This is a genomic window from Cupriavidus sp. TMH.W2, from assembly GCF_050847365.1.
GTDB lineage: Bacteria > Pseudomonadota > Gammaproteobacteria > Burkholderiales > Burkholderiaceae > Cupriavidus.
Window position 1 is genome coordinate 715699 of record NZ_CP193792.1, and the last position, 20911, is coordinate 736609.

The following is a 20911-nucleotide window of genomic DNA, read 5'->3' on the forward strand; positions in this document are numbered from 1 at the left end:
CGCTTTGAAATGGTGCGCGTAATATATCACGAGGTGATATATTTGGCCGCCTTTGGTGCAGTGCAATCCCAAGCGTGGGGCATGTCGCACCGCACAAGAGCGCAACAGAGCAAGGAGCCCCCAATGTCGTCTGTCATGCCGGTCGAAAAACGCGACTATGCCGTCAATCGCCGCCTGCTGATGCTGTCCGTGATCGCGCTGGGCATTGGTGCCCTCAGCACCGTGGCGGCTGATGTGCTGGTGAACCTGATCCGGTTCTTCACCAATCTGTTTTTCTACCAGACGCTGTCGCTGGCTCAGCGCTCGCCGGCGAACCACGCGCTGGGTGCGTGGGTGATCGCGGTGCCGGTCATCGGCGGCCTGATCGTCGGCCTGATGGCGCGCTATGGCAGCGACAAGATCCGCGGCCACGGCATTCCCGAGGCGATCGAGGCGGTGCTGTTCGGCAAGAGCAAGATGTCGCCGCGGGTGGCGGTGCTCAAGCCGTTGTCGTCCGGCATCGTGATCGGCAGCGGCGGGCCGTTCGGCGCCGAGGGTCCGATCATCATGACCGGGGGCTCGCTGGCGTCGCTGCTGGCGCAGTACCTGCACCTGACCGCGGGCGAGCGCAAGGCGCTGCTGGTGGCGGGCGCGTGCGCGGGCATGACCGCGATCTTCGGCACGCCGGTGGCGGCGGTGCTGCTGGCGGTCGAGCTGCTGCTGTTCGAGCTGCGCCCGCGCAGCCTGCTGCCGGTGGCGCTGGCGTGCGCGGTGGCGGGATTCCTGCGGCCGCTGTTCTTCGAGGCTGCGCCGCTGTTTCCGCTGCAGACCGCCGCGGCGGGCACGCCGGCGCTGCTGTCCTGCGTGCTGGCCGGCTTGCTGTGCGGGGTGCTGGGCGCGGGGCTGACACTGGCGCTGTACCGCACCGAGGACGCCTTCTCGCGCCTGCCGCTGCACTGGATGTGGTGGCCGGCGCTGGGCGGGCTGGTGGTCGGCATCGGCGGCTATTTCGAGCCGCGCGCGCTGGGCGTGGGCTATGACGTGATCGGCGACCTGCTGAACAACCGCATCGCCATCGAGATCGCGTTGGCGCTGCTGGCGGTCAAGGCCGTGATCTGGATCGCGGCGCTGGGCTCGGGCACTTCGGGCGGCGTGCTCGCGCCGCTCCTGATGCTGGGCGCGGGCCTGGGCGTGGTGCTGGCGCCGTGGCTGCCGGGCGGCTCGCCGCAGTTGTGGGCGCTGGTGTGCATGGCCGGGGTGCTGGGCAGCGTGCTGGGCGCGCCGCTGACGGCGATCGTGTTTGCCTTCGGGCTTACGCATGACTCACAGGCGCTGCTGCCGCTGCTATTGACCACCGCGGTGGCCTATGGCTTCTCGGTGCTGGCCATGAAGCGTTCGATCATGACCGAGAAGATCGCCCGGCGCGGCCTGCATATCTATCGCGAATATGGCGTGGACCCGCTCGAGCGCGCCCATGTGGAAGAACTGATGACGCGCGAGGTGGTCGCCATCGACGCCGACCTGCCGGTGGCCGAGGCGATGGCGCGCTACTTTGGCGAACACGCGGCTCATCGCGCCTACCCCGTGGTGGCGGACGGGCGCGTGCTGGGCATGCTGGAGCGCGCCGCCATCCGTGGCCTGGCCGCCGGTGAGATCCCGCCCGGCATGCGCTGCCGCGACCTGCTCAGCGCGCCGGCGCAAGTGCTGCTGCCCGGCCAGACCGCGCGCGCCGCCGCGGGCAGCATGGCGGCGCTGAGCGTGGCGCGCTTGCCGGTGGTGGAAAGCGCCGAGACCATGCGCCTGGCCGGCATCCTGTCGCTGCGCGACCTGCTGCGTCCCAGCGGCAGCGTATTCCACGAGGAGTCGCGGCGCGAGCGCCTGCGCGGCCGCGCCGCAGCCTGAGCGGGTACTTGCTGCTTCCTATTTATAGGTCGACAGCAGGATGCTGGTCTCGGTGGCGCTGATGCCGTCGATCAGCCGGATCCGGTCGAGCGCCCGGTCGAACGCCTCCAGGGTCTCGGCGCGCAGCTCGGCAATGATGTCCCAGCGGCCGTTGGTGGTATGCAGCGCCTGCACGTTGGGCTCGCCGCGCAGGGCCTGCAGCACAGTGCGGGCCTTGTTGCCTTCCACGGCAATCGTCATCCAGGCGCGGATGCGGTGGGCCTCGGCCTCGGGCCGCAGGCGCACCGTGTAGCCGACGATCACGCCTTCCTGCTCCAGCTTGTCGATGCGGTTCTGCACGGTCGCGCGCGACACGCGCAGCGCCTGCGCCAGCGCCGTCACCGGCGTGCGCGCGTTGTCGCGCAGGAGGGAAATCAGCTGCTGATCGGTGGCATCCATCGGGGGCGAGGGCAGTGGTTTGGCAAATCGCCAGCATTCTCTGGCGATTTGAATAATGGTAGACGCAAATTGCGCAAATTGCTGGCTATTGGCTAACGCGCGCTTGCCCGAGAATTCAATTGACTGATTGATTTCCCGAATGCCATGTCAACCCCTGCCATTTGAAAAAGGAGCCGCCGTGATCCAGACCCCCACGATCCTGCTGGTCGAGCCGACCTTCTACGACGTGTCGTACAGCATCAATCCGTGGATGGACCCGGCTGCCTGGGCGCGCGACCCGCGCGGCATGCATCGCAGCGCGATGCAGTCGTTTGACGCGTTGCGCGAGGCGCTGGGACGCGCCCGCTTTGCAGTGGAAGTGGCGCCCGGCGCACCGGGGTTGCCCGATATGGTGTTCCCGGCCAACGCCGCCGTGGTGCTCGATGGCCGCGCGCTGCTGGCGCGCTTCCGCTACCCGCAGCGCCGCGGCGAGGAAGCGCCGTTTGCCGACATCTTCGGCAAGCTGCGCGAGCGCGGCCTGCTCGACGAAGTCGCGTGGCTGCCCGAAGGCTGCTACCAGGAAGGCGCGGGCGACTGTATCTGGGACGCGGGCCGCGGCCACTTCTGGGCCGGGTTCGGTCCGCGCTCGTCGCATGAGGCGGCCGTGGCGGTGTCGGGCTACTTCGGCAAGGACGTGGTGGCGCTGGAGCTGGCCACCGAGCAGAGCTACCACCTCGACGTGTGCTTCTGCCCGCTGTCCGGCGGCGAAGTGCTGTACTACCCGCCGGCCTTCAGCGAAGCGGCGCTGCGCGAACTGCACGCGCGCGTGCCGGCGCGGCTGCGCATCGAGGCCAGTGCAGATGACCTGCGCCACTTCAGCGTCAATGCCGTCAATCGCGACGACCAGGTGGTGATGACCCGCACCACGCCGCACCTGCGCACCGAACTGGGCCGGCGCGGCTATCAGCTGCATGAAGTCGACCTGTCGCCGTTCATGTTGTCCGGCGGCGGGGCCTATTGCATGACCTTGCGCCTGGACCGCAGCAGCGGGCGTGGGGTGGCCGCGGCGGCGGCCTGAGCAGGCCATCAGGGAGGGGGTATGAAGAACACCGCCAGAACGTTGTTTCTCGATGCGACAGATGTTGCCTGTCTGGTGGCCGCAATTGGCCCGCAGGCCGCCATCGTCGACCTGGCCGGGCAGGTCCGGGAGGCATTCCTGCACTGGGACGATTTCGACAAGTCCGCGCGGCTGGCGAGCCATTCCGCGCGCGGCGTGATCGAGCTGATGCCGGTCAGCGACGGCAGCCAGTATGCGTTCAAGTACGTCAACGGCCATCCGCGCAATGCGCAGCACGGCATGCCCACGGTGATGGCCTGCGGCATGCTTGCCGAAGTGGAAACCGGCTTCCCGCTGATGCTGGCCGACCTGACCCTGGGCACCGCGCTGCGCACCGCCGCCACCTCGGCGCTGGCGGCGCGCGCCATGGCGCGGCCCGGCGCAGCGGCCATGGCGCTGATCGGCAACGGCGCGCAGGCCGAGTTCCAGGTGCTGGCCTTCCACGCGATGCTGGGGGTGCGCGAGATCGCCGCCTATGACATCGACCCGGCCGCCACGGCACGGCTGATGCGCAACCTTGCCGGCGTGCCCGGGCTGTCGATCCGCCGCGCCGGTTCGGTCGAGGCCGCGCTGGCGGGGGCCGACATCGTCTCCACAGTCACGGCAGACAAGACCCGCGCCACCATCCTGACGCCGGCCATGGTGCGGCCCGGCATGCACCTGAATGCGGTCGGCGGCGACTGCCCCGGCAAGACCGAGCTGCATGCGGACATCCTGCGGCGCGCGCGCATCGTGGTGGAGTACGAACCGCAGACGCGCATTGAGGGCGAGATTCAGCAGCTGCCGGCTGACGCGCCGGTGACCGAGCTGTGGCAGGTGCTGGCCGGCCGCGCGCCCGGCCGCGCCGCGGCGGACGAGGTGACCGTGTTTGATTCGGTGGGGTTTGCGCTGGAAGACTACGCCGCGCTGCGTTGGCTCTACGCCGCCGCGCAGGCGCACCGGGCGGGCAGGGCCGTGGACCTGGTGGCGATGCCGCCCGACCCGCGCAACCTGTACGGCTGGATGCTGGCGCAGGCGGGGGGCGACGAAACGGGGCGGGCAACGCCCCGGCAGGAGGCGGTGGCCTGAGGCCGGCGGCCTCAGGCCGCGCGCCCCATCATCAGCTGCGCGCGCAGGAAGCCCTTGACCTCTTCCAGCGACGGCGTCTTCAGGAACACCATGATGCCCCAGTGCTGCAGCGCATCGGCCACGCCTTCATAAGCCTGGCGGTTGGTGATCACGGCAAAGATCACGTGCTGGCTGGCAAAGAAGTTCTGCAGTTTTTCAATGGTGGCCGACTCGGTGTCGTTGAGTTCGTCGACGTAGTAGAGCACCACGCGCGGATGCTCACTCACCGAGGTGATGACCGTGTCCAGCACATCGTCGACCACCACGCTCTTGAGCGGCAGCCCCCACTTGCCGAGCTGGCCGTGGATGCGCTGTGCCTCCTGGTGGTTGGGGTGGAACACCACCAGGTCCAGGCCGTGCGGCGACGCCGATTCCGGCCCGATGCGCGTCGCCAGCAGGCGATGCACGGTTTCCTTGTGGATGCGCCGATGGCCGCCGTTGGTCTTCCAGGCGCCAAGTTCGCCGCGCTCGACCATCTTCTGGACGGTGCCCAGGGAGACATTAAGCAGTTTTGCCGCTGTACGCGTGCTGTAGTAAGGCTTTTCAGCCAGTGCCGGATCCAGTTTCATCCCATCACCCGTAGTCCTGAAGGCAGCAGCGCCTGGATGGCGCACGCGGCTCCTGGCACTTGCGCCGCGTGGTTGTCACTGCCAAAAGTTGACTGACCCTGTGTGCCGGCCTGCTCCTTCGCCGGTCGAACTGCTATTTGTGATTGTTTTTGTTTTTTCTTCATTTCCAGCAGACCTCAGCGTCTCCGAATGTATTGGATGCCTTCAATGCTGGATTTGCTGGAAGCTAATAATATGCCGCAAACGACAGGCTATCTGTAGGAAAAAACATAATTCCGTCGTGCTTTAGTTTCTTAACGCACATGGAGCGCGCTCTGATGACACAGAAGCAGTAACGCAGACACTCTCGTGCCGGGGTGGTTCCCCGCGCCCGATGCGAAGTCTGTAGCGCGCGCTGAATTCAGCAGGTGCTTCAAAGCCCGTACTTGCGCACTTTGTCGAACAACGTGGTCTTGGCCACGCCAAGGGCTTCGCTGGCGCGGCTCAGGTTGCCGTCGTTGCGGCGCATGGCGTCGGCAATCAGCGCGCGCTCGAACTGCTCGACCGCCTGCGCGAGCGGCATGGCCTCCGGGGCCGTGGCACCAGGGCCGGGGTTGCAGCCCAGCCCCAGCACGTGGCGCTCGGCCAGGTTGCGCAACTCGCGCACATTGCCCGGCCATGGGTAGGCCACCAGCCCGGCCAGCTCCGCCGGCGTCGCGGGCACCGCATCGCGCCCGAAGCGCAGCGCGGCCTGCGCGACGAAATGCTCGAACAATGCAGGGACGTCCTCGCGACGCTCGCGCAGCGACGGCAGTTCCAGCGTGATCACGTTCAGGCGGTAGTACAGGTCGGCGCGGAACTGGCCGGCATCGGACAGCGCGCGCAGGTCCGCCTTGGTGGCTGCCACCACGCGCGTGTTGACCGGCACCGGCTGGTTGGAGCCGAGCCGTTCCACCACGCGTTCCTGCAGCACCCGCAGCAGCTTGATCTGCAGCGGCATCGGCATGCTCTCGATTTCATCGAGAAACAGCGTGCCGCCCTCGGCGTGTTCGATCTTGCCGATGCGGCGGCGCGCGGCACCGGTGAAGGAGCCGGCCTCGTGGCCGAAGATCTCGCTTTCGAACAGCTGTTCCGGCAGGCCGCCGCAGTTGATCGCGACAAAGTTGCGCGCATGGCGCTGGCTGGCCTCGTGCAGGCAGCGCGCGACCAGTTCCTTGCCGGTGCCGGTCTCGCCGTGGATCAGCACGTTGGCGTCGGTCCCGGCAAGGTCGGCAATCAGGCGCCGCAGCCGATCGACCGCGGGCGAATGGCCGATCAGGCGGGTTTCGAGCTTCTGTCGGCCCGCCAGCCGTTCTCGCAGTTCTGACACTTCCAGCGCCAGCCGGCGTTGCTCCAGCGCGCGGCGGGTGGCATCCACCAGCTGCTCGGGCGAGAACGGCTTTTCCAGGAAGTCGTAGGCGCCTTGCTTCATTGCCTGCACGGCCAGGCCCACGTCGCCGTGGCCGGTGATCATGATGACCGGCAGGGCGGGGTCGCGCGCGCGCAGCTGCGTGAGCAGCGCCATGCCGTCCTGGCCGGGCAGGCGGATATCGCTGACCACCACGCCGGCATAGCCCGGCCCCACTTCGCGCAGTGCGGCCTCGGCGCTGCCCATGCCGCGCGTGGCGATGCCTTCCAGGCGCAGCGCCTGCTCGCAGCCCAGGCGCACATCGGCATCGTCCTCGACGATCAGTACGGTGAGGTCAGCCGGCATGCTCTGCATCCTGTGGGTTGGCGTCGTGCGGCGCCAGCGGCAGCACCAGCGTGAAGCAGGCGCCGCCGTCCGGGTGGTTGGCGGCGGACAGGCTGCCGCCGTTCTCGTTGAGGATGCCGGCCGACAGCGTCAGCCCGAGCCCCAGCCCCTGTCCGGCGGGCTTGGTGGTGAAGAAGGGTTCGAACAGCCGCGCGAAGGCTTCCTCGGATAGTCCGGCGCCGTTGTCGCGCACGGTCAGGTGGACCATGGCGCCCGCCAGGTGCGCATGCAGCGCAATCCGCGGTCCGGACGGCCCGGCCTTGCCGGCCACGGCGTCTAGCGCATTGCCAAGCAGGTTGACCAGCACCTGTTCCAGCCGGTTGGGATCGCACACCACCGCCAGTGTCGGATCGATATCGCGCTGCAGGTCCGGCTGCACCGCGTCGACGCGGGTCTGCAGCAGGAACAGGGCGTTGTCCACCGCCTCGGCCAGCATGGCCCGGCGCCTGCCGTTGCCGGATTTGCGCGCAAATGACTTGAGCGCGCCGGTGATGCGGCCCATGCGCTCGACCAGCCCGATGATGGTGTCGAGGTTGGCGCGCACCGTGGCGTAGTCGCCGCGCTCGAGGAACTTGCCGGTATTGCCGGAGATGGTGCGCAGCGCCGCCAGGGGCTGGTTCAGCTCATGCGCGATGCCGGTCGACATCTGCCCGACGGCGGCCAGCTTGCCGGCCTGCAGCAGCCCGTCCTGAGCCTGGCGCAGCACGGTCTCGGCGCGCACGCGTTCTGCGACCTCGGCCTGCAGGCGCTGGTTGGAGGTCGACAGGTCGGCGGTGCGCTCGGCCACCTTGCGCTCCAGCTCGCTGTTGGCCGCCTCCAGCGCGGCGCGCGCCGCCAGGCGCTCATTGACGATGCGCCGGCGCACATTCCACGCGGCGCCCAGCAGCAGCACGAAGGCCGTCAGGACCCCGGCCAGCGCGGCCGTGTTGAGCGCGGCCACGCGTGCCTGCGAGGTATTGGTCAGCAGCGTCAGCTGCCAGTCGGTGCCGGGCATGGCGGCGTGCTGGGCCAGCATCGGCGGCCCAAGGCGCAGGCGCACCAGTTCATCGCTGTTGGTGTTGGCGCTGCCGTTGCCGAGCGCGCGCACGGTGGTGAGCGGCAGTTGCGGCAGCGGGGCGCGGTTGTATTGCAGGCTGCGCGTGAACCGGTCGCGCGCCTCGGGCGACAGCGGGCGCAGCGCGGCCAGCTTCCACGACGGGTCCGAGGCCAGGATCACCACGCCGTTTTCGTCGGTCAGCAGCATCTGGCTGTCGGCGCCCTGCCAGCGGTTTTCCAGCGGCTCCAGGCCGATCTTGACCACGGCAACGCCCACCGGGTTGTCACGCTCGCCCAGCGGCGCGGACAGGTAGTAGCCGGATTCGCTGCGGGTGGTGCCCACGCCGTAGAAGCGCCCCAACTGGCCGTCCATGGCAGACCGGAAGTACGGGCGGAAGCTAAGGTCTTCGCCCAGGTAGCTGTCCGGGCGCTGCCAGTTGCTGGTGGCCAGCACCTTGCCGTGCGCATCCAGCACATAGATCACGCGCGTGCCGGCACGGGCATTGAGCGCGCTCAGGTAGTCGTTGGCGCGCGCGGCGCGGGGCGCTTCGTCCGGGCGCAGCAGCAGGGCGGCGATGCGCTCATCCAGCGACAGCAGGCCGGGCACGTAGTCATAGTGGGCGAGCTCGCTTTCCAGGGCCTGGGCGTACAGCCGCAACTGCACCTGGCCGCGCTCGGCCTGGCGCGCCAGCGCGATGTCGTAGCTATAGCGGTAGCCGAGCGAGCCCGCCAGGCCCACCAGCACGGCCAGGGCCAGCAGCGCGAGCAGGGGCGCCGCGCCGCGCAGGCCGTGGGGCAGGCGCGATCCGGCGGGTGCGGTGGCGCGGGCGGTATCGCCTGGAGGGTGTAGCGGGCCGGTCATCAGGTGTTGGGTGAGGCAGGTGGCAGAGCCGCCGCGCGGGCAAAACTGGCAGGGGGGCCGGCGCGGGTGCCTACTTTTACCACACCGGGGAGTCAGCGCCTCGCCAGAATGCAAAAAGGCCCGGTTGCCGTATCGGCAACCGGGCCCTGGCACGCCTGGCGGACGGAATTACTTGCCTGCCAGGACCTGGGCAGGTGCCAGGCCGGTGGTGGTATCCGCGGCGGGTTCATCCTCCTCGGACGGTACCGGCGCGCCGATGGCGCCTTCGCTTTTGGCGACGACGGCGGTGGCAATGGCATTGCCGAGCACATTGGTCACGGTGCGACCCATGTCGAGCACGTGGTCGATGCCCAGCACCAGCAGGATGCCGGCCTCCGGCAGGCCGAACATCGGCAGCACGGCGGCGACCACCACCAGCGAGGCGCGCGGCACGCCGGCGATGCCCTTGCTGGTGACAAGCAGGACCAGCAGCATGGTGATCTGCTGGGTCAGCGACAGCTGGATGCCATACACCTGGGCCACGAACAGCGCGGCAAACGAGGTGTACATGATCGAGCCGTCCAGGTTGAACGAATAGCCCAGCGGCAGCACGAAGTTGGTGATGCGCTCCTTGACGCCGAAGTGGGTCAGCTGGTCGATCACTTTCGGGTAGGCCGATTCGCTGCTGGCGGTGGCGAAGCCGATCATCAGCGGCGCGCGCATCAGCTTGAGCAGGCGGAACACGTCGCGGCCCAGGAAGAAGTAGCCGGCGGCGATCAGCGCCACCCACAGCAGCGCCAGCGCCAGGTACAGGCTGCCCAGCAGCTTGGCGTAGACCACCAGCACGCCCAGGCCCTGCGCGGTGATCACCGCCGAGATCGCGCCGAACACACCCACTGGGGCAAACGCCATCACGTAGTTGGTGACTTTGAGCATCACCTGGCCCAGGCCCTCAATGCCTTGCAGCACCGGCTTGCCGACGCCGTCCTTGAGCGTGCCCAGGGCAAAGCCGAAGAACAGCGAGAACACCACGATCTGCAGGATCTCGTTGTTCGCCATCGCCTCGACGAAGCTCTTGGGGAACATGTGGGCGATGAAGTCGCGCAGGTTCAGCGCGCCGGTCTTCAGGTTCGAGGCGGCGTCAGCCGGCGGCAGCGGCAGGTTCATGCCGTGGCCGGGATGCAGCAGGTTGGCCATCATCAGGCCCAGCAGCAGCGAGGTGATCGAGGCGCCGACGAACCACATCATCGCCTTCATGCCGATGCGGCCCACGGCGCGGCCGTCGCCCATGCTGGCAATGCCGGCCACCAGCGTGGCGAACACCAGCGGCCCGATGATCATCTTGATCATGCGCAGGAACACGTCGGTCAGGATGGACAGGTGGTCCGCAATCGATTTGGCGGTGGCGGCGTCCGGCGCCAGGTTGTGGGCGGCGGTGCCGACCAGCACGCCGAGCAGCATCGCAATAAAGATCAGGGTGGGCAGTCGATTCAGTTTCATCGTGGATCAGGCCTGTGCGTCCGTTTCCTGTGGCAGGGACGGGCGACTGTGTATTGCAGGAAGGCTGGGCGGCGATGTCGGGGCGCCGGGCCGGCCGTGTCTTGGTTCAGCGCGGCAACAGGTGCCAGGGGGGCGCCGCGGTGGCGAAGGGGGTGAGCAGGGCGGGGTCGGTCATGTGTGTCCTCCTTTGTTTTTTGGCATCGGCCGGGTCGCTGGGGGCGTGCCGGCGTACCTGTCTGGCGCTGTGAGCGGCGGCCTATATTGCACGCGCCGTGCCAGCCCGAAGGGGCTGCAGGCGTTGTGCAAGCTGTTGAATACAAAGGAGAAAAAGATGTGATTCCGGCGCACGGTTCGGGAATCCGGACCGGCATGAGACAACGCCGTTCGGAAATCCGAACGGCGTTCTAGGTGTTAACCCGTGATTTTCAAGAGGGCTGGCGGCAGGATCCCTTACCTAGGAACCGGACCCGCAGAACGTGATCCCCACTCCGTCATTCCCGCGAAGGCGGGAATCCAGCGTCTTAAAAGTCACTGGGTCCCCGCCTTCGCGGGGACGACGTGTCGGTTATTGTGCCTGCGTGTCCCGCTGCCGGCATCCGGCCAGGAACACGTCCAGCGCGACCGGCCGGCCGATCACATACCCCTGCGCATAGTCCACCCCGATCGCGCGCAGCGCGTCAAGGGTGCGTTCGTCCTCCACCCATTCCGCCACCGTGCGCACGCCCAGCCGGTGCCCGATGTCGTTGATCGAACTGACGATCTCGCGGTCCACGGCGTTGTCGGCCAGTTGCCGGATAAAGCTGCCGTCGATCTTCAGGAAGTCCACCGGGAACTGCTTCAGGTAGGCGAACGACGACAGGCCCGAGCCGAAGTCGTCCAGCGACACGGTGCAGCCGGCGCGCCGCATCTCGGCCACCAGCCGGTTGGCCGCGGCCATGTTGTTGATCAGCGCGGTCTCGGTGATCTCCAGCCGGATGCGGCTGGCGGGCAGGGCGCTGGCTTCCAGTTCGGCATGCAGGAAGGGCAGCAGGAAGGGCTCGCCGAGCGAGTTGGCCGACAGGTTGATCGATACCGACAGCCCCGTCACGGCGCCCAGGCGTTCGCCGTAGCCGCGCAGCACGTTGCGGATGACCCAGCGGTCGACATGGCCCATCAGGTCGTAGCGCTCGGCGGCGGGGATGAAGGCGCCGGGCATGATCAGTTCGCCGTGCTCGTCGACCATGCGCACCAGGATCTCGATGTGGCGGGCGCCGCCGTCTTGGTCCGCTTCCGGCTGCAAGGCGCGGATCTCCTGCGCGAACAGGCGGAAGCGGTTGGCCTCCAGCGCCGAGTGGATGCCGGCGGCGACTTCCAGCTCGCGGTGGTGGCGGCGGGCATCGCTCTCGTCGCGGCGGTAGACCGAAACGCGGCTGCGGCCCGCGGCCTTGGCGGCGTAGCACGCCACGTCGGCGCGGCTCATCAGTTCGCTGACCGGGGGCACGTCCAGGTCGATCGCAGCGATGCCGATGCTGGCGCCCACGTCGTACACGCGTCCTTCCCACGGGAAGCGGCGGCCGCGGATGGCATCGATCACGCCCTGGCAGACCTGTTCGGCCTGGTCGACCGTGCAGTCCTTGAGCAGCAGCGCGAACTCGTCGCCGCCCAGGCGCGCCAGCACGTCGTCAGGGCGCACGTGGTGGCGGATCATGTAGCCAAGTTCGCGCAGCAGCACGTCGCCGGCACCGTGGCCGGCGGTGTCGTTGACAATCTTGAAACGGTCCAGGTCGATAAAGCACAGTGCGGCGCGGTGGCCGTGCAGCCGCGCCGCGTCGCAGGCCTCGCGCAGGCGTTTCTCGAACCAGGTGCGGTTGGGCAGGCCCGTGAGCGCATCGTGCATGGCCGAGCGCGCCAGCTCGCGCTGCAGCGCGCGCGCGGTGGTGATGTCCTGGAACACCAGCACCGCGCCCAGCACCTCGCCGCGCGCGGTCAGCACCGGCGCGGCCGAGTCCTGCACGTCGTGGCGCTCACCGGTCAGGCTCTGCAGCACCGCGCCGTCCTGCAGGTAGGCGGGCGCGAGCGTGCGCAGGCAGGTCTCGACCGGGCTCGGGATGGGCTCGCCGGTGGCTTCGTCGACGATGCGGAAGACCTGCTCCAGCGGCAGGCCGGCGGCACCGGCCATGGACCAGCCGGTCAGTTGCTCTGCGATCGGGTTCATGAAGGTCACGCGCATGGCCGCGTCAGTGCAGATCACCGCATCGCCGATCGCGCGCAGCGTGATGTGCAGGCGCTCCTTCTCCTCGAACAGCGCCTCGGTCAGGCGCCGCTGCTCGGTGATGTCCCAGTTGGTCCCGATCAGCGCGTGCGCGGTGCCGTCGGGGGCGCGGGCCACCATGGCCATGGCGCGCACGTGACGGACTTCGCCGCCGGGGCGCACGATGCGGTATTCGGTGTCAAACGGTGCCTCGCCCCGGATGGCCCGGCGCATCTCGCTGGTGACGCGGCTGAGATCCTCCGGGTGCAGCAGCGCGAGCCATTGTTCCGGCAGCGGCGCGCCGCTGGCGGGGTCGGTGCCGTGCAGCGCATGCATGCGCGCATCCCAGGTGACGTCGGTGCCGGTGAGATCCCGCTCCCAGATGCCCACGCCGCCGGCCTCCACGGCCAGCTGGATGCGGCGCGACAGCCGTTCCAGCTCTTGCTGTGCCAGCTTGCGCGCGTGGATGTCTTCGACCTGCGTGATGAATTGTTGCGGCTCGCCGGTCTCTTCGTCACGCACCAGCGATACCGCCAGCAGGACCCAGCGGTAGTGGCCGTCCTTGTGGCGGTAGCGCTTTTCCAGGCGATAGGACTCGATCTTCCCCGACAACAGGTTGTCGACCTGGCGCAGATCGCCGGTCAGGTCGTCGGGATGGGTCAGCTGCTGGTAGCTCAGCTCGCGCAACTCCGCCGCGCTATAGCCCAGCAGCTCGATGATGGCACGGTTGACGGTGTGCCAGCGGCCGTCCATGTCGACCAGCGCCATGCCGATGGCCGAATGCTCCATCGCCTGGCGAAAGCGCTTGTCGCTGCTGCGCAGGCTGGCGCGGCCATGCCGGTTCTGCTCGGTCAGGTAGGCGATGCAGACCGGAAACACCATGATCACCGCCGCCGACAGCGGCACCGCTTCATGGCGGTGCGTGAGCAGCATCAGCGCCTGCAGGCAGAGCGTGGCCACCAGCGTCAGCAGCGCGGTGGCAAACGGATTGCCGGCCAGCGCCACCAGCACCAGCGGCAGCGACATCACGGCAAACGGGTCGTGGCCCTCCCACTGCGCGAAGGCACCGATGACCAGGCACAGCGTCAGCACGCCCGCCTGCGGCGCCAGCAACGGCCGCGCGAAGGCGGCCCGCACGCGTACCGCCGTCATCGACAGCATCATCGGCAGCAACAGTGCCATGCCGATCGCGTCGGCCTGCCACCAGGTCCACCAGACCGAGGCGAAGCTGGAGCCCTGGGTGGCCGCAATCGCCGCCGCGCCGGCCGTGGCGCCGATCGCCGGCGCCAGGATGCCGCCCACCGCCAGCATCACCGCGAACGCGGCCAGCGGCCCGTGGCGCCCCAGGTAGGCATGCTGGTCCAGCAGGCGCAGCAGCCCGAGCGCGAACAGCATCTCGGCCAGGTTGGCGCCGGTCAGCATCAGCGCGGTGCCGAGGCTGTCGCCGGCCGCGTGATTGGCCAGCACGCTCGCGACCAGCATGCCCGCCAGCAACCACGGCCTCTCCGCGCGCGGCCGGTGCAGCAGCAAGCCCAGCCCGAAGGCGTTGGGCAGCCACACCGCCGCAACGGTACCAGGCAGCCGCGCCAGCCACAGCGCCGCCGCCGCCAGCACGAAGAAGCCGGCGCCGGCCAGCAGCAAGGGCAGCCAGCGGCGCTGCGGGGCGGAAGGGCCTGGAGCGGCCTGGTGGCTCGGCGGGGCCGTGTCGGGCGTCATGGACGAGAACGATGCAAAGGCGGTGCGTCTGGGTGGGAAGGAGGCGGCTTGCCCGGCGCGCCCGGCGGCACGGCCGCGGAACGCCCGGACGGACTGCCGCCCAGCGTAGGGGCAATGTAGCGAGGATAGGGGGGGTGCGATCGGGAGGACAGGGGGTAGGTTGGGGGGTATCTTGCCTCTGGTGTTCTGGGGGATTTTTTGGTAGGGCGGGGACGGGCTCAGGTGTCTCGCCATGGCCCAGGCCATCGCAATCCGTTACGGTACTGGCATTCCCTTACTGTTGCGGCAAGAATTTCAAAGCGAAACCCAACCTAGGCTCTAATGCTGTTCAGGTAAGGTATCAAACGCTACCGTCATTCCCGCGCAGGCGGGAATCCAGCGTCTTTCACGTCCCCTTTGGGGATGAAGTCACCGGGTTCCCGCCTGCGCGGGAACGACGGTGGTTAACTGAATGGCATTACAACCTGGGCTCTCCCTTCTTCGGTGCAAATATCATGTCTTCAAGTGCGAATGAGCCGGTACCTGGCGAGGATGTCGATCTGCTTTGGGAGCGCGCTTGCCCCGGGTTGGCCCCCGGTTCTTGCAGGCTAGCGGTTCGGACTCTCAATGATGGTGACCTTGAGCGACTTGTCCCGGTGGTTCACTCCGCCTTTGCAGGCACGGTAGATAGCGCCCCGTCGCAGGCGTGGGGGCGCAAACTCCGGGCTATCGTAGGCAATCAATATGGCCCTTTTCTGTCGATGGCATCTTTCGCTGCGGATACGCCATCAGGTCAGTTGGCCGGGGCGATCCTCGCCACGAACTTTGCTCTTTACAAGGCTCCGGTAATTGCATTGATAGCGGTTGCTCCCGGCACACAGCATCAGGGCCTGGGTTCCTACCTGCTGCGCCGCTCCGTCCTCGCGCTGGCCCTTGAAGGCTTCCCCATATGCAGGGCCAGGATTTCCCCTGGGAACGACGCCTCGCTGCGGCTATTCCGAAAGACCGGCTTCCAGCTTCGCCGCGTCAAGCTGAACGAATCCCCGCATTGAGCCGTTCGGCAAGCGGCACCTCCCGCTTGGGGCGGCATCGCCGCCAGCATTTCCGATAACTTCGCCAGTAACCCCGCCGATAACCTCCCTGGTAATCGCGCCGCGGCGCCGCCGCGCCCATCATGCAGCCATGGCCTGACGCCAGGCCCTGCCGGATTCCCAACCCAAGACCAGGAGAATGCCATGTCCGTTGCCATCCAAGCCCAGCCCGCCCCGGTTGCCGATGCCGCCACGCTTGCCGACCGCTACCTCGCGGCCTGGAACGAAACCGACGCCGCGCGCCGGCGCGAACTGATCGCGCTGGCGTGGACGGAAACAGCAAGCTATGTCGATCCGCTGATGCGCGGCGACGGGCATGCCGGCATCGACGCCATGATCGCCGCGGTGCAGGCGAAATTCCCGGGATTCCGCTTCACCCGCGTGAGCCCGGTCGATGCGCACGGCGAACACCTGCGCTTTACCTGGGAACTCGGCCCGGCGGGAGAGCCGGCGCTGGTGGTCGGCACCGACTTTGCCACGATGTCCGTCGACGGCCGGCTGGCGCGCATGACCGGTTTTATCGACCGGGCCCCGGCCGGGCTGGCCTGACCGGGGCGCGCGGCGCCGCTATGTGGCCTGTCCCACCGACAGCCCCCCGCCTACCGGCTGCAAGCTGCTGCATTCAGTGCGGCGGACAGGGGAAGGCAAATGGCGCGAGTTCTGCGGGCGGTGGCTTGGGGGCTGGCCGGCACGGCCGTCGTTGTGGCCGCGGCGGCCTATGCCGCGGCATGGGTCGGCGAGCGCAAGGCGCAGCGCATTCTCGACGTCAGGGTGGCGCCGGTCGCCATCCGTGAGGACGCCGCCGCCATCGCCCATGGCAAGTACCTGTACGAATCGCGCGGCTGCATGGAGTGCCATGGCGCCGGCGGGGGCGGCAAGCAGGTGATCGACGATCCCGGCGGCCTGCGCGTGCGCGCGCCGGACCTGACGCGCGCCAATCCGGCCATTGCCGCCTACCAGCCGGTCGACTGGGTGCGGAGCATCCGCCATGGTGTGGCGCCCTCGCACCGCCCGCTGCTGATCATGCCCAGCGAGGACTACAACCGGCTGAGCGATGAAGACCTGGGCGCGCTGATCGGCTACTTGCGCAGCCTGCCGCCGGCGATGGGGGCGCCCGCGGAGATCACCATGCCCTGGCTGGCGCGCGCGCTGTATGGCGTGGGCGTCGTGAAGGATGCGGCGTCGAAGATTGACCACAGCCTGCCCGTGCAGGCGGCGATGGAGTCGGCGCCGACAGCCCGCTATGGTGGCTATGTGGCCAACGTCTGCATGGGGTGTCACGGGCCGGAGTTCCGTGGCGGCAAGATCCCGGGGGCGCCGCCCGACTGGCCGGCGGCGGCGGACCTGCGCCCCGTGCCCGGCGGCGCGATGGCGCGCTACGGCCAGGCGTCGGCCTTTATCGAGATGATGCGCAGTGGCAAGCGGCCCGATGGCACGGCAGTGAGCCGCGTGATGCCGTTCGATTCATTCGGGCGTATGAACGATACCGACCTGACAGCCTTGTACCTGTTCCTGGCGGGATTGCCGCAACACTGAGGCTTAACCCCGTGCCAGCCGCCGGCCGGCCGCGATGCCGGGCAGCTCCACCCAGCGGTGCAGCAACAGGGCCAGCGCCAGGGCCAGGCCGGCATCGATGGCAAAGCGCAGCAGCTGCAATGCGGTCTGGTCCGGCGTCAGCTCCGGCATCAGGCGCTTGACGCCTTCGATCACGGTGGGGTGGGTCAGGTAGAGCGCGTAGGACAGCTCGCCCAGCCAGATCAGCGCGCGCGGCACGCGCAGCATGCCGGTGTGCTCGGCCGCGACCACGCCGGCCAGCAGCAGCGCCGCGGGCAAGCCGCGTCCCGGCAGGCTGAAATCAGGCCCGACCAGCGGCAGCGACAGGGCAAAGGCCGCGCTGCCGGCTGCCAGCATCGTCAAAGCCAGGGCCGGCGTCAGCAAGTGGCGCCAGCGCGCATAGGCCCACGCCAGCCCGCTGCCAAGCAGGAACTCCAGCACCAGCGGATTGCTGGCCATGGCCAGCCACGGCGCGGCGAACGGGTAGCCCTGCGCGGGATCCGCCACCAGCGTGCCGAAGCGCCACCACGGCAGCACCAGCGTGAACAGCGCGAACACGCCCAGCACCACCAGCAGCGCGCGCCGCCCGGCCAGCCACAGGCCGAGCGCGAAGGCCGCGTAGAACGCCAGCTCATAGTTGAGCGACCAGCCCACGTACAGCGCCGGATAGCCGTAGTAGGGCCCATGCCCGGCGGAAGTCGGCAGGAATGCCAGCGACGCCGCAAATACCGCCGGCGTGACCGGGTTCAGCAGCAGCGCGTGGATGGCCGACATGGTCCAGTACGGCGGTGCCAGCCGGCAGCAGCGCCGGATCGCGAAGCTGAGCGGGCGCTCTGGCCGGGGCCGGGCCAGCACCGCGACCCAGGCGATGATGAAGCCGCTGATGACAAAGAACACGTCCACGCCGACATGGCCGCGCTTGATCACGTTGCTGGTCAGCCAGTTGAGCACCGGTGCATCGGCGCCGCCCAGCGTGAGCCCCGAGTGGTAGACCACCACGAAGGCGGCCGCCAGCCCGCGCAGGGCCTGGATGCCGTCGAGCCGGGTCACCGACGGCGACTGCGCCGCCGGAGGGTGCGCGGCGGCGGCCTGCGGGGCCGATGCCGTGCCGGCCCCGGGAAGGCGGTGTTCTGGAATAGTCGATGGCACTGTTTCAGCGGCAGCAATCGGATAGCAGGGAATCCATGAGGGACAGCCGTTCCTTGCACAAAGTTCGTGCGAAGACCGCTGGCGGGCAGGGTAGTGCGCAAAGCGCCCGGCAAGGTGCGAAAAATTGCACTATCCTCACTTGTCCTTTGCGCCAGGCTGCGGCGCACCGGAATGAACCAGCGGGCAACGTACCCAAGGAGTGTCCCCCAAATGACCACCCTTTCCATCAACGTCAACGGCAAGACCCGTGAAGTCGACGTGGACCCGTCCACGCCGCTGCTGTGGGCGCTGCGTGACAACCTCGAAATGACCGGCACCAAGTTCGGCTGCGGCATGGCCGCATGCGGTGCCTGCACCGTGCACGTCAACGGCCAGGCCACGCGCAGCTGCGTGACGCCGGCGTCCGCGGTCGCCGGTGCGCGCATCACCACCATCGAAGGCGTTGCCACCGATAAGGTCGGGCGCGCCGTGATGGACGCCTGGCTCAGGCACGACGTCGCGCAATGCGGCTACTGCCAGAACGGCCAGGTGATGAGCGCGATCGGCCTGCTGCGCACCAAGCCCCGGCCCACCGACGCCGACATCGACCAGGCCATGGCCGGCAACCTGTGCCGCTGCGGCACGTACCAGCGCATCCGCGCGGCGATCAAAGACGCCGCCCGTGCGCTGGCCTGAGCGGGAGGAAACCGATATGCGTATCCGAGGCATTGAAGCCCTGGCAGGCGGCCAGGCCGGCAATAGCGGCGAAGCCCGCCCGAACTCCGGCGTGGCGACGCTGGACCGCCGCAGTTTCCTGAAGCTGACCGGCCTGGCCGGTGGCGGGCTGGCGCTGGGCGTGGCCCCGCTGGCACAGGCACAGGAGGGCGCCAGGCCCAAGGCACCGCCGGCGCCGCCGCAGGCGTTCCTGATCATCGCGCCGGACAACACCGTGACCGTGGCCGTGAACCGGCTGGAGTTCGGCCAGGGCGTGCACACCGCGCTGCCGATGGCGCTGGCCGAAGAACTGGATGCCGACTGGCGCAACGTGCGCGCCGCGCTGGCGCCGGCCGGCGACCCGTACAAGGACCCCGGCTTCGGCATGCAGATGACCGGCGGCTCCACCGCGCTGAATCACTCGTTCCAGCAGTACCGCGAACTGGGCGCGCGCGCCCGCGCGATGCTGGTGGCGGCGGCGGCGCAGCAATGGAAGGTCGACGTGGCCAGCTGCAAGGTCGAGCAGGGCGTGGTCACCTCCGGCAGCCACCGTGCCACCTTCGGCGAACTGGCGCCGGCGGCGATGGAAATGCCGGTGCCGCAGCAAGTCACGCTGAAGGATCCGTCGCAGTTCCGCATCGTCGGCAAGCCCACGCCGCGGCTGGATGCGCGCGGCAAGATGGAAGCGACCACGCCGTTCGGCATCGACACCCACCTGAAAGGGATGGTGGTCGCCGTGGTGGCGCGCCCGCCGCGCTTTGGCGGCAAGGTGAAGCGCTTCAGCGCCGACAAGGCCCGCGCGGTGCAGGGCGTGCGCGGCGTGCTGCAGGTGCCGGTCGACCGCGGCGGCAGCGGCGTGGCCGTGATTGCCAGCGGCTACTGGCCGGCCAAGATGGGCCGCGACGCGCTCGACATCCAGTGGGAGGACGCGGGCTCGAAGGTATCGTCGCAGGCCCTGTTCGACGAATACACGAAGCTGGCCGGGCAGCCGGGCACGGTGGCGCGCGCTGGCGAGGGCGATATTGCCGCGGCCATCAACGGCGCGCCGCGCAAGATCGAGGCCGACTTCCGCTTCCCGTACCTGGCGCACGCGCCGATGGAGCCGCTGAACTGCACGCTGCAGGCGGAAATCGCCGGCGGCAAGATGCAGTCGGTCAAGGTCTGGGTGGGCTCGCAGTTCCAGACCGTCGACCAGGCCGCCGTGGCGCGCACGCTGGGGCTGGCGCCGGACAAGGTGGCGCTCAGCACCATGATGGCCGGCGGCGGCTTTGGCCGGCGCGCGGTGCCGACCTCGGACTACATCGTGGAAGCGGCCAACGTGCTCAAGGCCTGGGTCGCCGCCGGCCACACCGAGCCGCTCAAGGTGGTGTGGAGCCGCGAGGACGATATCCGCGGCGGCTACTACCGTCCGCTGCACCTGCACCGCGCCCGCATCGGGCTGGATGCGCAGGGCAAGGTGGTGGGCTGGCAGCACACCATCGTCGGCCAGTCGATCCTGAAGGGCACGCCGTTCGAGCCCTTCATGGTCAAGAACGGCGTGGACGCCACCATGACCGAGGGCATCGTCGAGAACGACTATGACCTGCCGCTGCAGATGTCGGTGCACCATCCGCAGGTGGATGTCCCGGTGCTGTGGTGGCGCTCGGTGGGCAATACGCACACCGCCTTCGTCAAGGAAACGCTCGCCGACGAAATGGCCGCCGCCGCGAGGCAGGACCCGGTGGCGTTCCGCCTGGCGCGGCTCGACGAGAAGAAGCACGCGCGCCACCGCGCCGCGCTGCAGCTGGCGGTGGACAAGTCCGGCTACGGCAAGCGCAAGCTGCCCAAGGGGCATGCCTGGGGCGTGGCCGTGCATGAGTCGTTCAACACCGTGGTCGCCTACGTGGTCGACGTTTCAGTGGTGAAGGGCGAGCCGCGCGTGCACCGCGTGACCGCCGGCGTGCATGCCAACCGCGTGGTCAATCCGATGTCCGCCGAGGCCCAGATCCAGGGCGCCTGCGTGTTCGGGCTGGCCATGACCAGGCCGGGGTTTGCCATCGAGATCGAGAACGGCGCCGTGAAGAACAGCAACTTCCCGGACTATCCGCCGCCGCGCATCACCGATGCGCCGGTGGTGGACGTGTTCTTCGTGCCCTCGCAGGAGAACCCCACCGGCCTGGGCGAGCCGGGCGTGCCGCCGATCGCGCCAGCGGTGGCCAATGCGCTGTTCACGCTGACCGGCAAGCGCCAGCGGCAGCTGCCGTTCGTGATGGCGTAACCGG

General features: G+C 68.7%; 15 protein-coding genes. 8 read left to right on the forward strand and 7 right to left on the reverse strand.

The features are described 5' to 3' along the window. Positions 1-123 precede the first annotated feature (123 nt). Positions 124-1881: a chloride channel protein gene (locus tag ACREYQ_RS03370; protein WP_432259386.1), complete on the forward strand. Its 1758-nt coding sequence runs from the start codon at positions 124-126 to the stop codon at positions 1879-1881. 18 nt (positions 1882-1899) lie between these two features. On the opposite strand, the gene ACREYQ_RS03375 is transcribed toward ACREYQ_RS03370, so the two are convergent. Next, complete coding sequence (locus tag ACREYQ_RS03375; RefSeq protein WP_078195437.1) at positions 1900-2319, reverse strand: Lrp/AsnC family transcriptional regulator; 420 nt, start codon at positions 2317-2319, stop codon at positions 1900-1902. 178 nt (positions 2320-2497) lie between these two features. Between ACREYQ_RS03375 and ACREYQ_RS03380 the strand changes: the two genes are divergently transcribed. Together ACREYQ_RS03380 and ACREYQ_RS03385 are read left to right on the forward strand one after the other, a co-directional pair. Beyond that, the gene (locus ACREYQ_RS03380; protein WP_432259387.1) at positions 2498-3376 is read left to right on the forward strand and encodes a dimethylarginine dimethylaminohydrolase family protein; all 879 of its coding nucleotides are present in this window, start codon (positions 2498-2500) and stop codon (positions 3374-3376) included. Positions 3377-3397: 21 nt separating this feature from the next. Continuing rightward, the gene (locus ACREYQ_RS03385; RefSeq protein WP_432259388.1) at positions 3398-4483 is read left to right on the forward strand and encodes an ornithine cyclodeaminase; all 1086 of its coding nucleotides are present in this window, start codon (positions 3398-3400) and stop codon (positions 4481-4483) included. A gap of 11 nt (positions 4484-4494) precedes the next feature. Here ACREYQ_RS03385 and ACREYQ_RS03390 read toward each other — a convergent pair whose 3' ends face one another. From ACREYQ_RS03390 to ACREYQ_RS03410, 5 genes are all read right to left on the reverse strand, one after another. Continuing rightward, positions 4495-5091 (reverse strand): helix-turn-helix domain-containing protein, encoded by a 597-nt coding sequence (locus tag ACREYQ_RS03390; RefSeq protein ID WP_432259389.1) that lies wholly within the window; start codon positions 5089-5091, stop codon positions 4495-4497. Positions 5092-5503: 412 nt separating this feature from the next. Continuing rightward, on the reverse strand, positions 5504-6823 hold the full coding sequence (locus ACREYQ_RS03395) for a sigma-54-dependent transcriptional regulator (protein ID WP_432259390.1): 1320 nt from the start codon (positions 6821-6823) through the stop codon (positions 5504-5506). Then, on the reverse strand, positions 6813-8759 hold the full coding sequence (locus ACREYQ_RS03400) for a sensor histidine kinase (RefSeq protein WP_432259391.1): 1947 nt from the start codon (positions 8757-8759) through the stop codon (positions 6813-6815). The genes ACREYQ_RS03395 and ACREYQ_RS03400 overlap by 11 nt, the downstream gene beginning before the upstream one ends. A gap of 168 nt (positions 8760-8927) precedes the next feature. Beyond that, positions 8928-10238 carry a dicarboxylate/amino acid:cation symporter gene (locus ACREYQ_RS03405; RefSeq protein ID WP_432259392.1) on the reverse strand — a complete coding sequence of 437 codons (1311 nt, stop codon included), beginning with the start codon at positions 10236-10238 and terminating at the stop codon, positions 8928-8930. A gap of 565 nt (positions 10239-10803) precedes the next feature. Further along, positions 10804-14184 carry a diguanylate cyclase gene (locus tag ACREYQ_RS03410; RefSeq protein ID WP_432259393.1) on the reverse strand — a complete coding sequence of 1127 codons (3381 nt, stop codon included), beginning with the start codon at positions 14182-14184 and terminating at the stop codon, positions 10804-10806. A gap of 740 nt (positions 14185-14924) precedes the next feature. On the opposite strand from ACREYQ_RS03410, the gene ACREYQ_RS03415 reads away from it, so the two are divergent. The 3 genes from ACREYQ_RS03415 to ACREYQ_RS03425 all read left to right on the forward strand — a co-directional run bounded on the left by ACREYQ_RS03415 (position 14925) and on the right by ACREYQ_RS03425 (position 16790). Next, positions 14925-15215, forward strand: a complete 291-nt coding sequence (locus tag ACREYQ_RS03415; RefSeq protein WP_432259394.1) for an N-acetyltransferase family protein — start codon at positions 14925-14927, stop codon at positions 15213-15215. Positions 15216-15398: 183 nt separating this feature from the next. Continuing rightward, on the forward strand, positions 15399-15803 hold the full coding sequence (locus ACREYQ_RS03420; protein WP_432259395.1) for a nuclear transport factor 2 family protein: 405 nt from the start codon (positions 15399-15401) through the stop codon (positions 15801-15803). Positions 15804-15902: 99 nt separating this feature from the next. Then, positions 15903-16790, forward strand: coding sequence for a c-type cytochrome (locus ACREYQ_RS03425; RefSeq protein WP_432259396.1), 888 nt, complete (start codon positions 15903-15905; stop codon positions 16788-16790). 3 nt (positions 16791-16793) lie between these two features. On the opposite strand, the gene ACREYQ_RS03430 is transcribed toward ACREYQ_RS03425, so the two are convergent. Next, positions 16794-17858 carry an acyltransferase family protein gene (locus ACREYQ_RS03430; protein ID WP_432260351.1) on the reverse strand — a complete coding sequence of 355 codons (1065 nt, stop codon included), beginning with the start codon at positions 17856-17858 and terminating at the stop codon, positions 16794-16796. A 309-nt stretch (positions 17859-18167) separates the two neighbouring features. Here ACREYQ_RS03430 and ACREYQ_RS03435 point away from each other — a divergent pair, with 309 nt between their 5' ends. Together ACREYQ_RS03435 and ACREYQ_RS03440 are read left to right on the forward strand one after the other, a co-directional pair. After that, a complete protein-coding gene (locus ACREYQ_RS03435; protein ID WP_432259397.1) occupies positions 18168-18632 on the forward strand; it encodes a (2Fe-2S)-binding protein in 465 nt (154 codons plus the stop codon). 16 nt (positions 18633-18648) lie between these two features. Continuing rightward, on the forward strand, positions 18649-20907 hold the full coding sequence (locus ACREYQ_RS03440; RefSeq protein ID WP_432259398.1) for a molybdopterin cofactor-binding domain-containing protein: 2259 nt from the start codon (positions 18649-18651) through the stop codon (positions 20905-20907). Positions 20908-20911: the final 4 nt, after the last annotated feature.

Coding starts and splice junctions, on each gene's coding strand:
- ACREYQ_RS03370 (WP_432259386.1), top strand. CDS start 124: ATGTCGTCTGTCATGCCGGTCGAAAAACGCGACTATGCCGTCAATCGC.
- ACREYQ_RS03375 (WP_078195437.1), bottom strand. CDS start 2,319: ATGGATGCCACCGATCAGCAGCTGATTTCCCTCCTGCGCGACAACGCG.
- ACREYQ_RS03385 (WP_432259388.1), top strand. CDS start 3,398: ATGAAGAACACCGCCAGAACGTTGTTTCTCGATGCGACAGATGTTGCC.
- ACREYQ_RS03390 (WP_432259389.1), bottom strand. CDS start 5,091: ATGAAACTGGATCCGGCACTGGCTGAAAAGCCTTACTACAGCACGCGT.
- ACREYQ_RS03395 (WP_432259390.1), bottom strand. CDS start 6,823: ATGCCGGCTGACCTCACCGTACTGATCGTCGAGGACGATGCCGATGTG.
- ACREYQ_RS03400 (WP_432259391.1), bottom strand. CDS start 8,759: ATGACCGGCCCGCTACACCCTCCAGGCGATACCGCCCGCGCCACCGCA.
- ACREYQ_RS03405 (WP_432259392.1), bottom strand. CDS start 10,238: ATGAAACTGAATCGACTGCCCACCCTGATCTTTATTGCGATGCTGCTC.
- ACREYQ_RS03410 (WP_432259393.1), bottom strand. CDS start 14,184: ATGACGCCCGACACGGCCCCGCCGAGCCACCAGGCCGCTCCAGGCCCT.
- ACREYQ_RS03415 (WP_432259394.1), top strand. CDS start 14,925: ATGGCATCTTTCGCTGCGGATACGCCATCAGGTCAGTTGGCCGGGGCG.
- ACREYQ_RS03420 (WP_432259395.1), top strand. CDS start 15,399: ATGTCCGTTGCCATCCAAGCCCAGCCCGCCCCGGTTGCCGATGCCGCC.
- ACREYQ_RS03425 (WP_432259396.1), top strand. CDS start 15,903: ATGGCGCGAGTTCTGCGGGCGGTGGCTTGGGGGCTGGCCGGCACGGCC.
- ACREYQ_RS03435 (WP_432259397.1), top strand. CDS start 18,168: ATGACCACCCTTTCCATCAACGTCAACGGCAAGACCCGTGAAGTCGAC.
- ACREYQ_RS03440 (WP_432259398.1), top strand. CDS start 18,649: ATGCGTATCCGAGGCATTGAAGCCCTGGCAGGCGGCCAGGCCGGCAAT.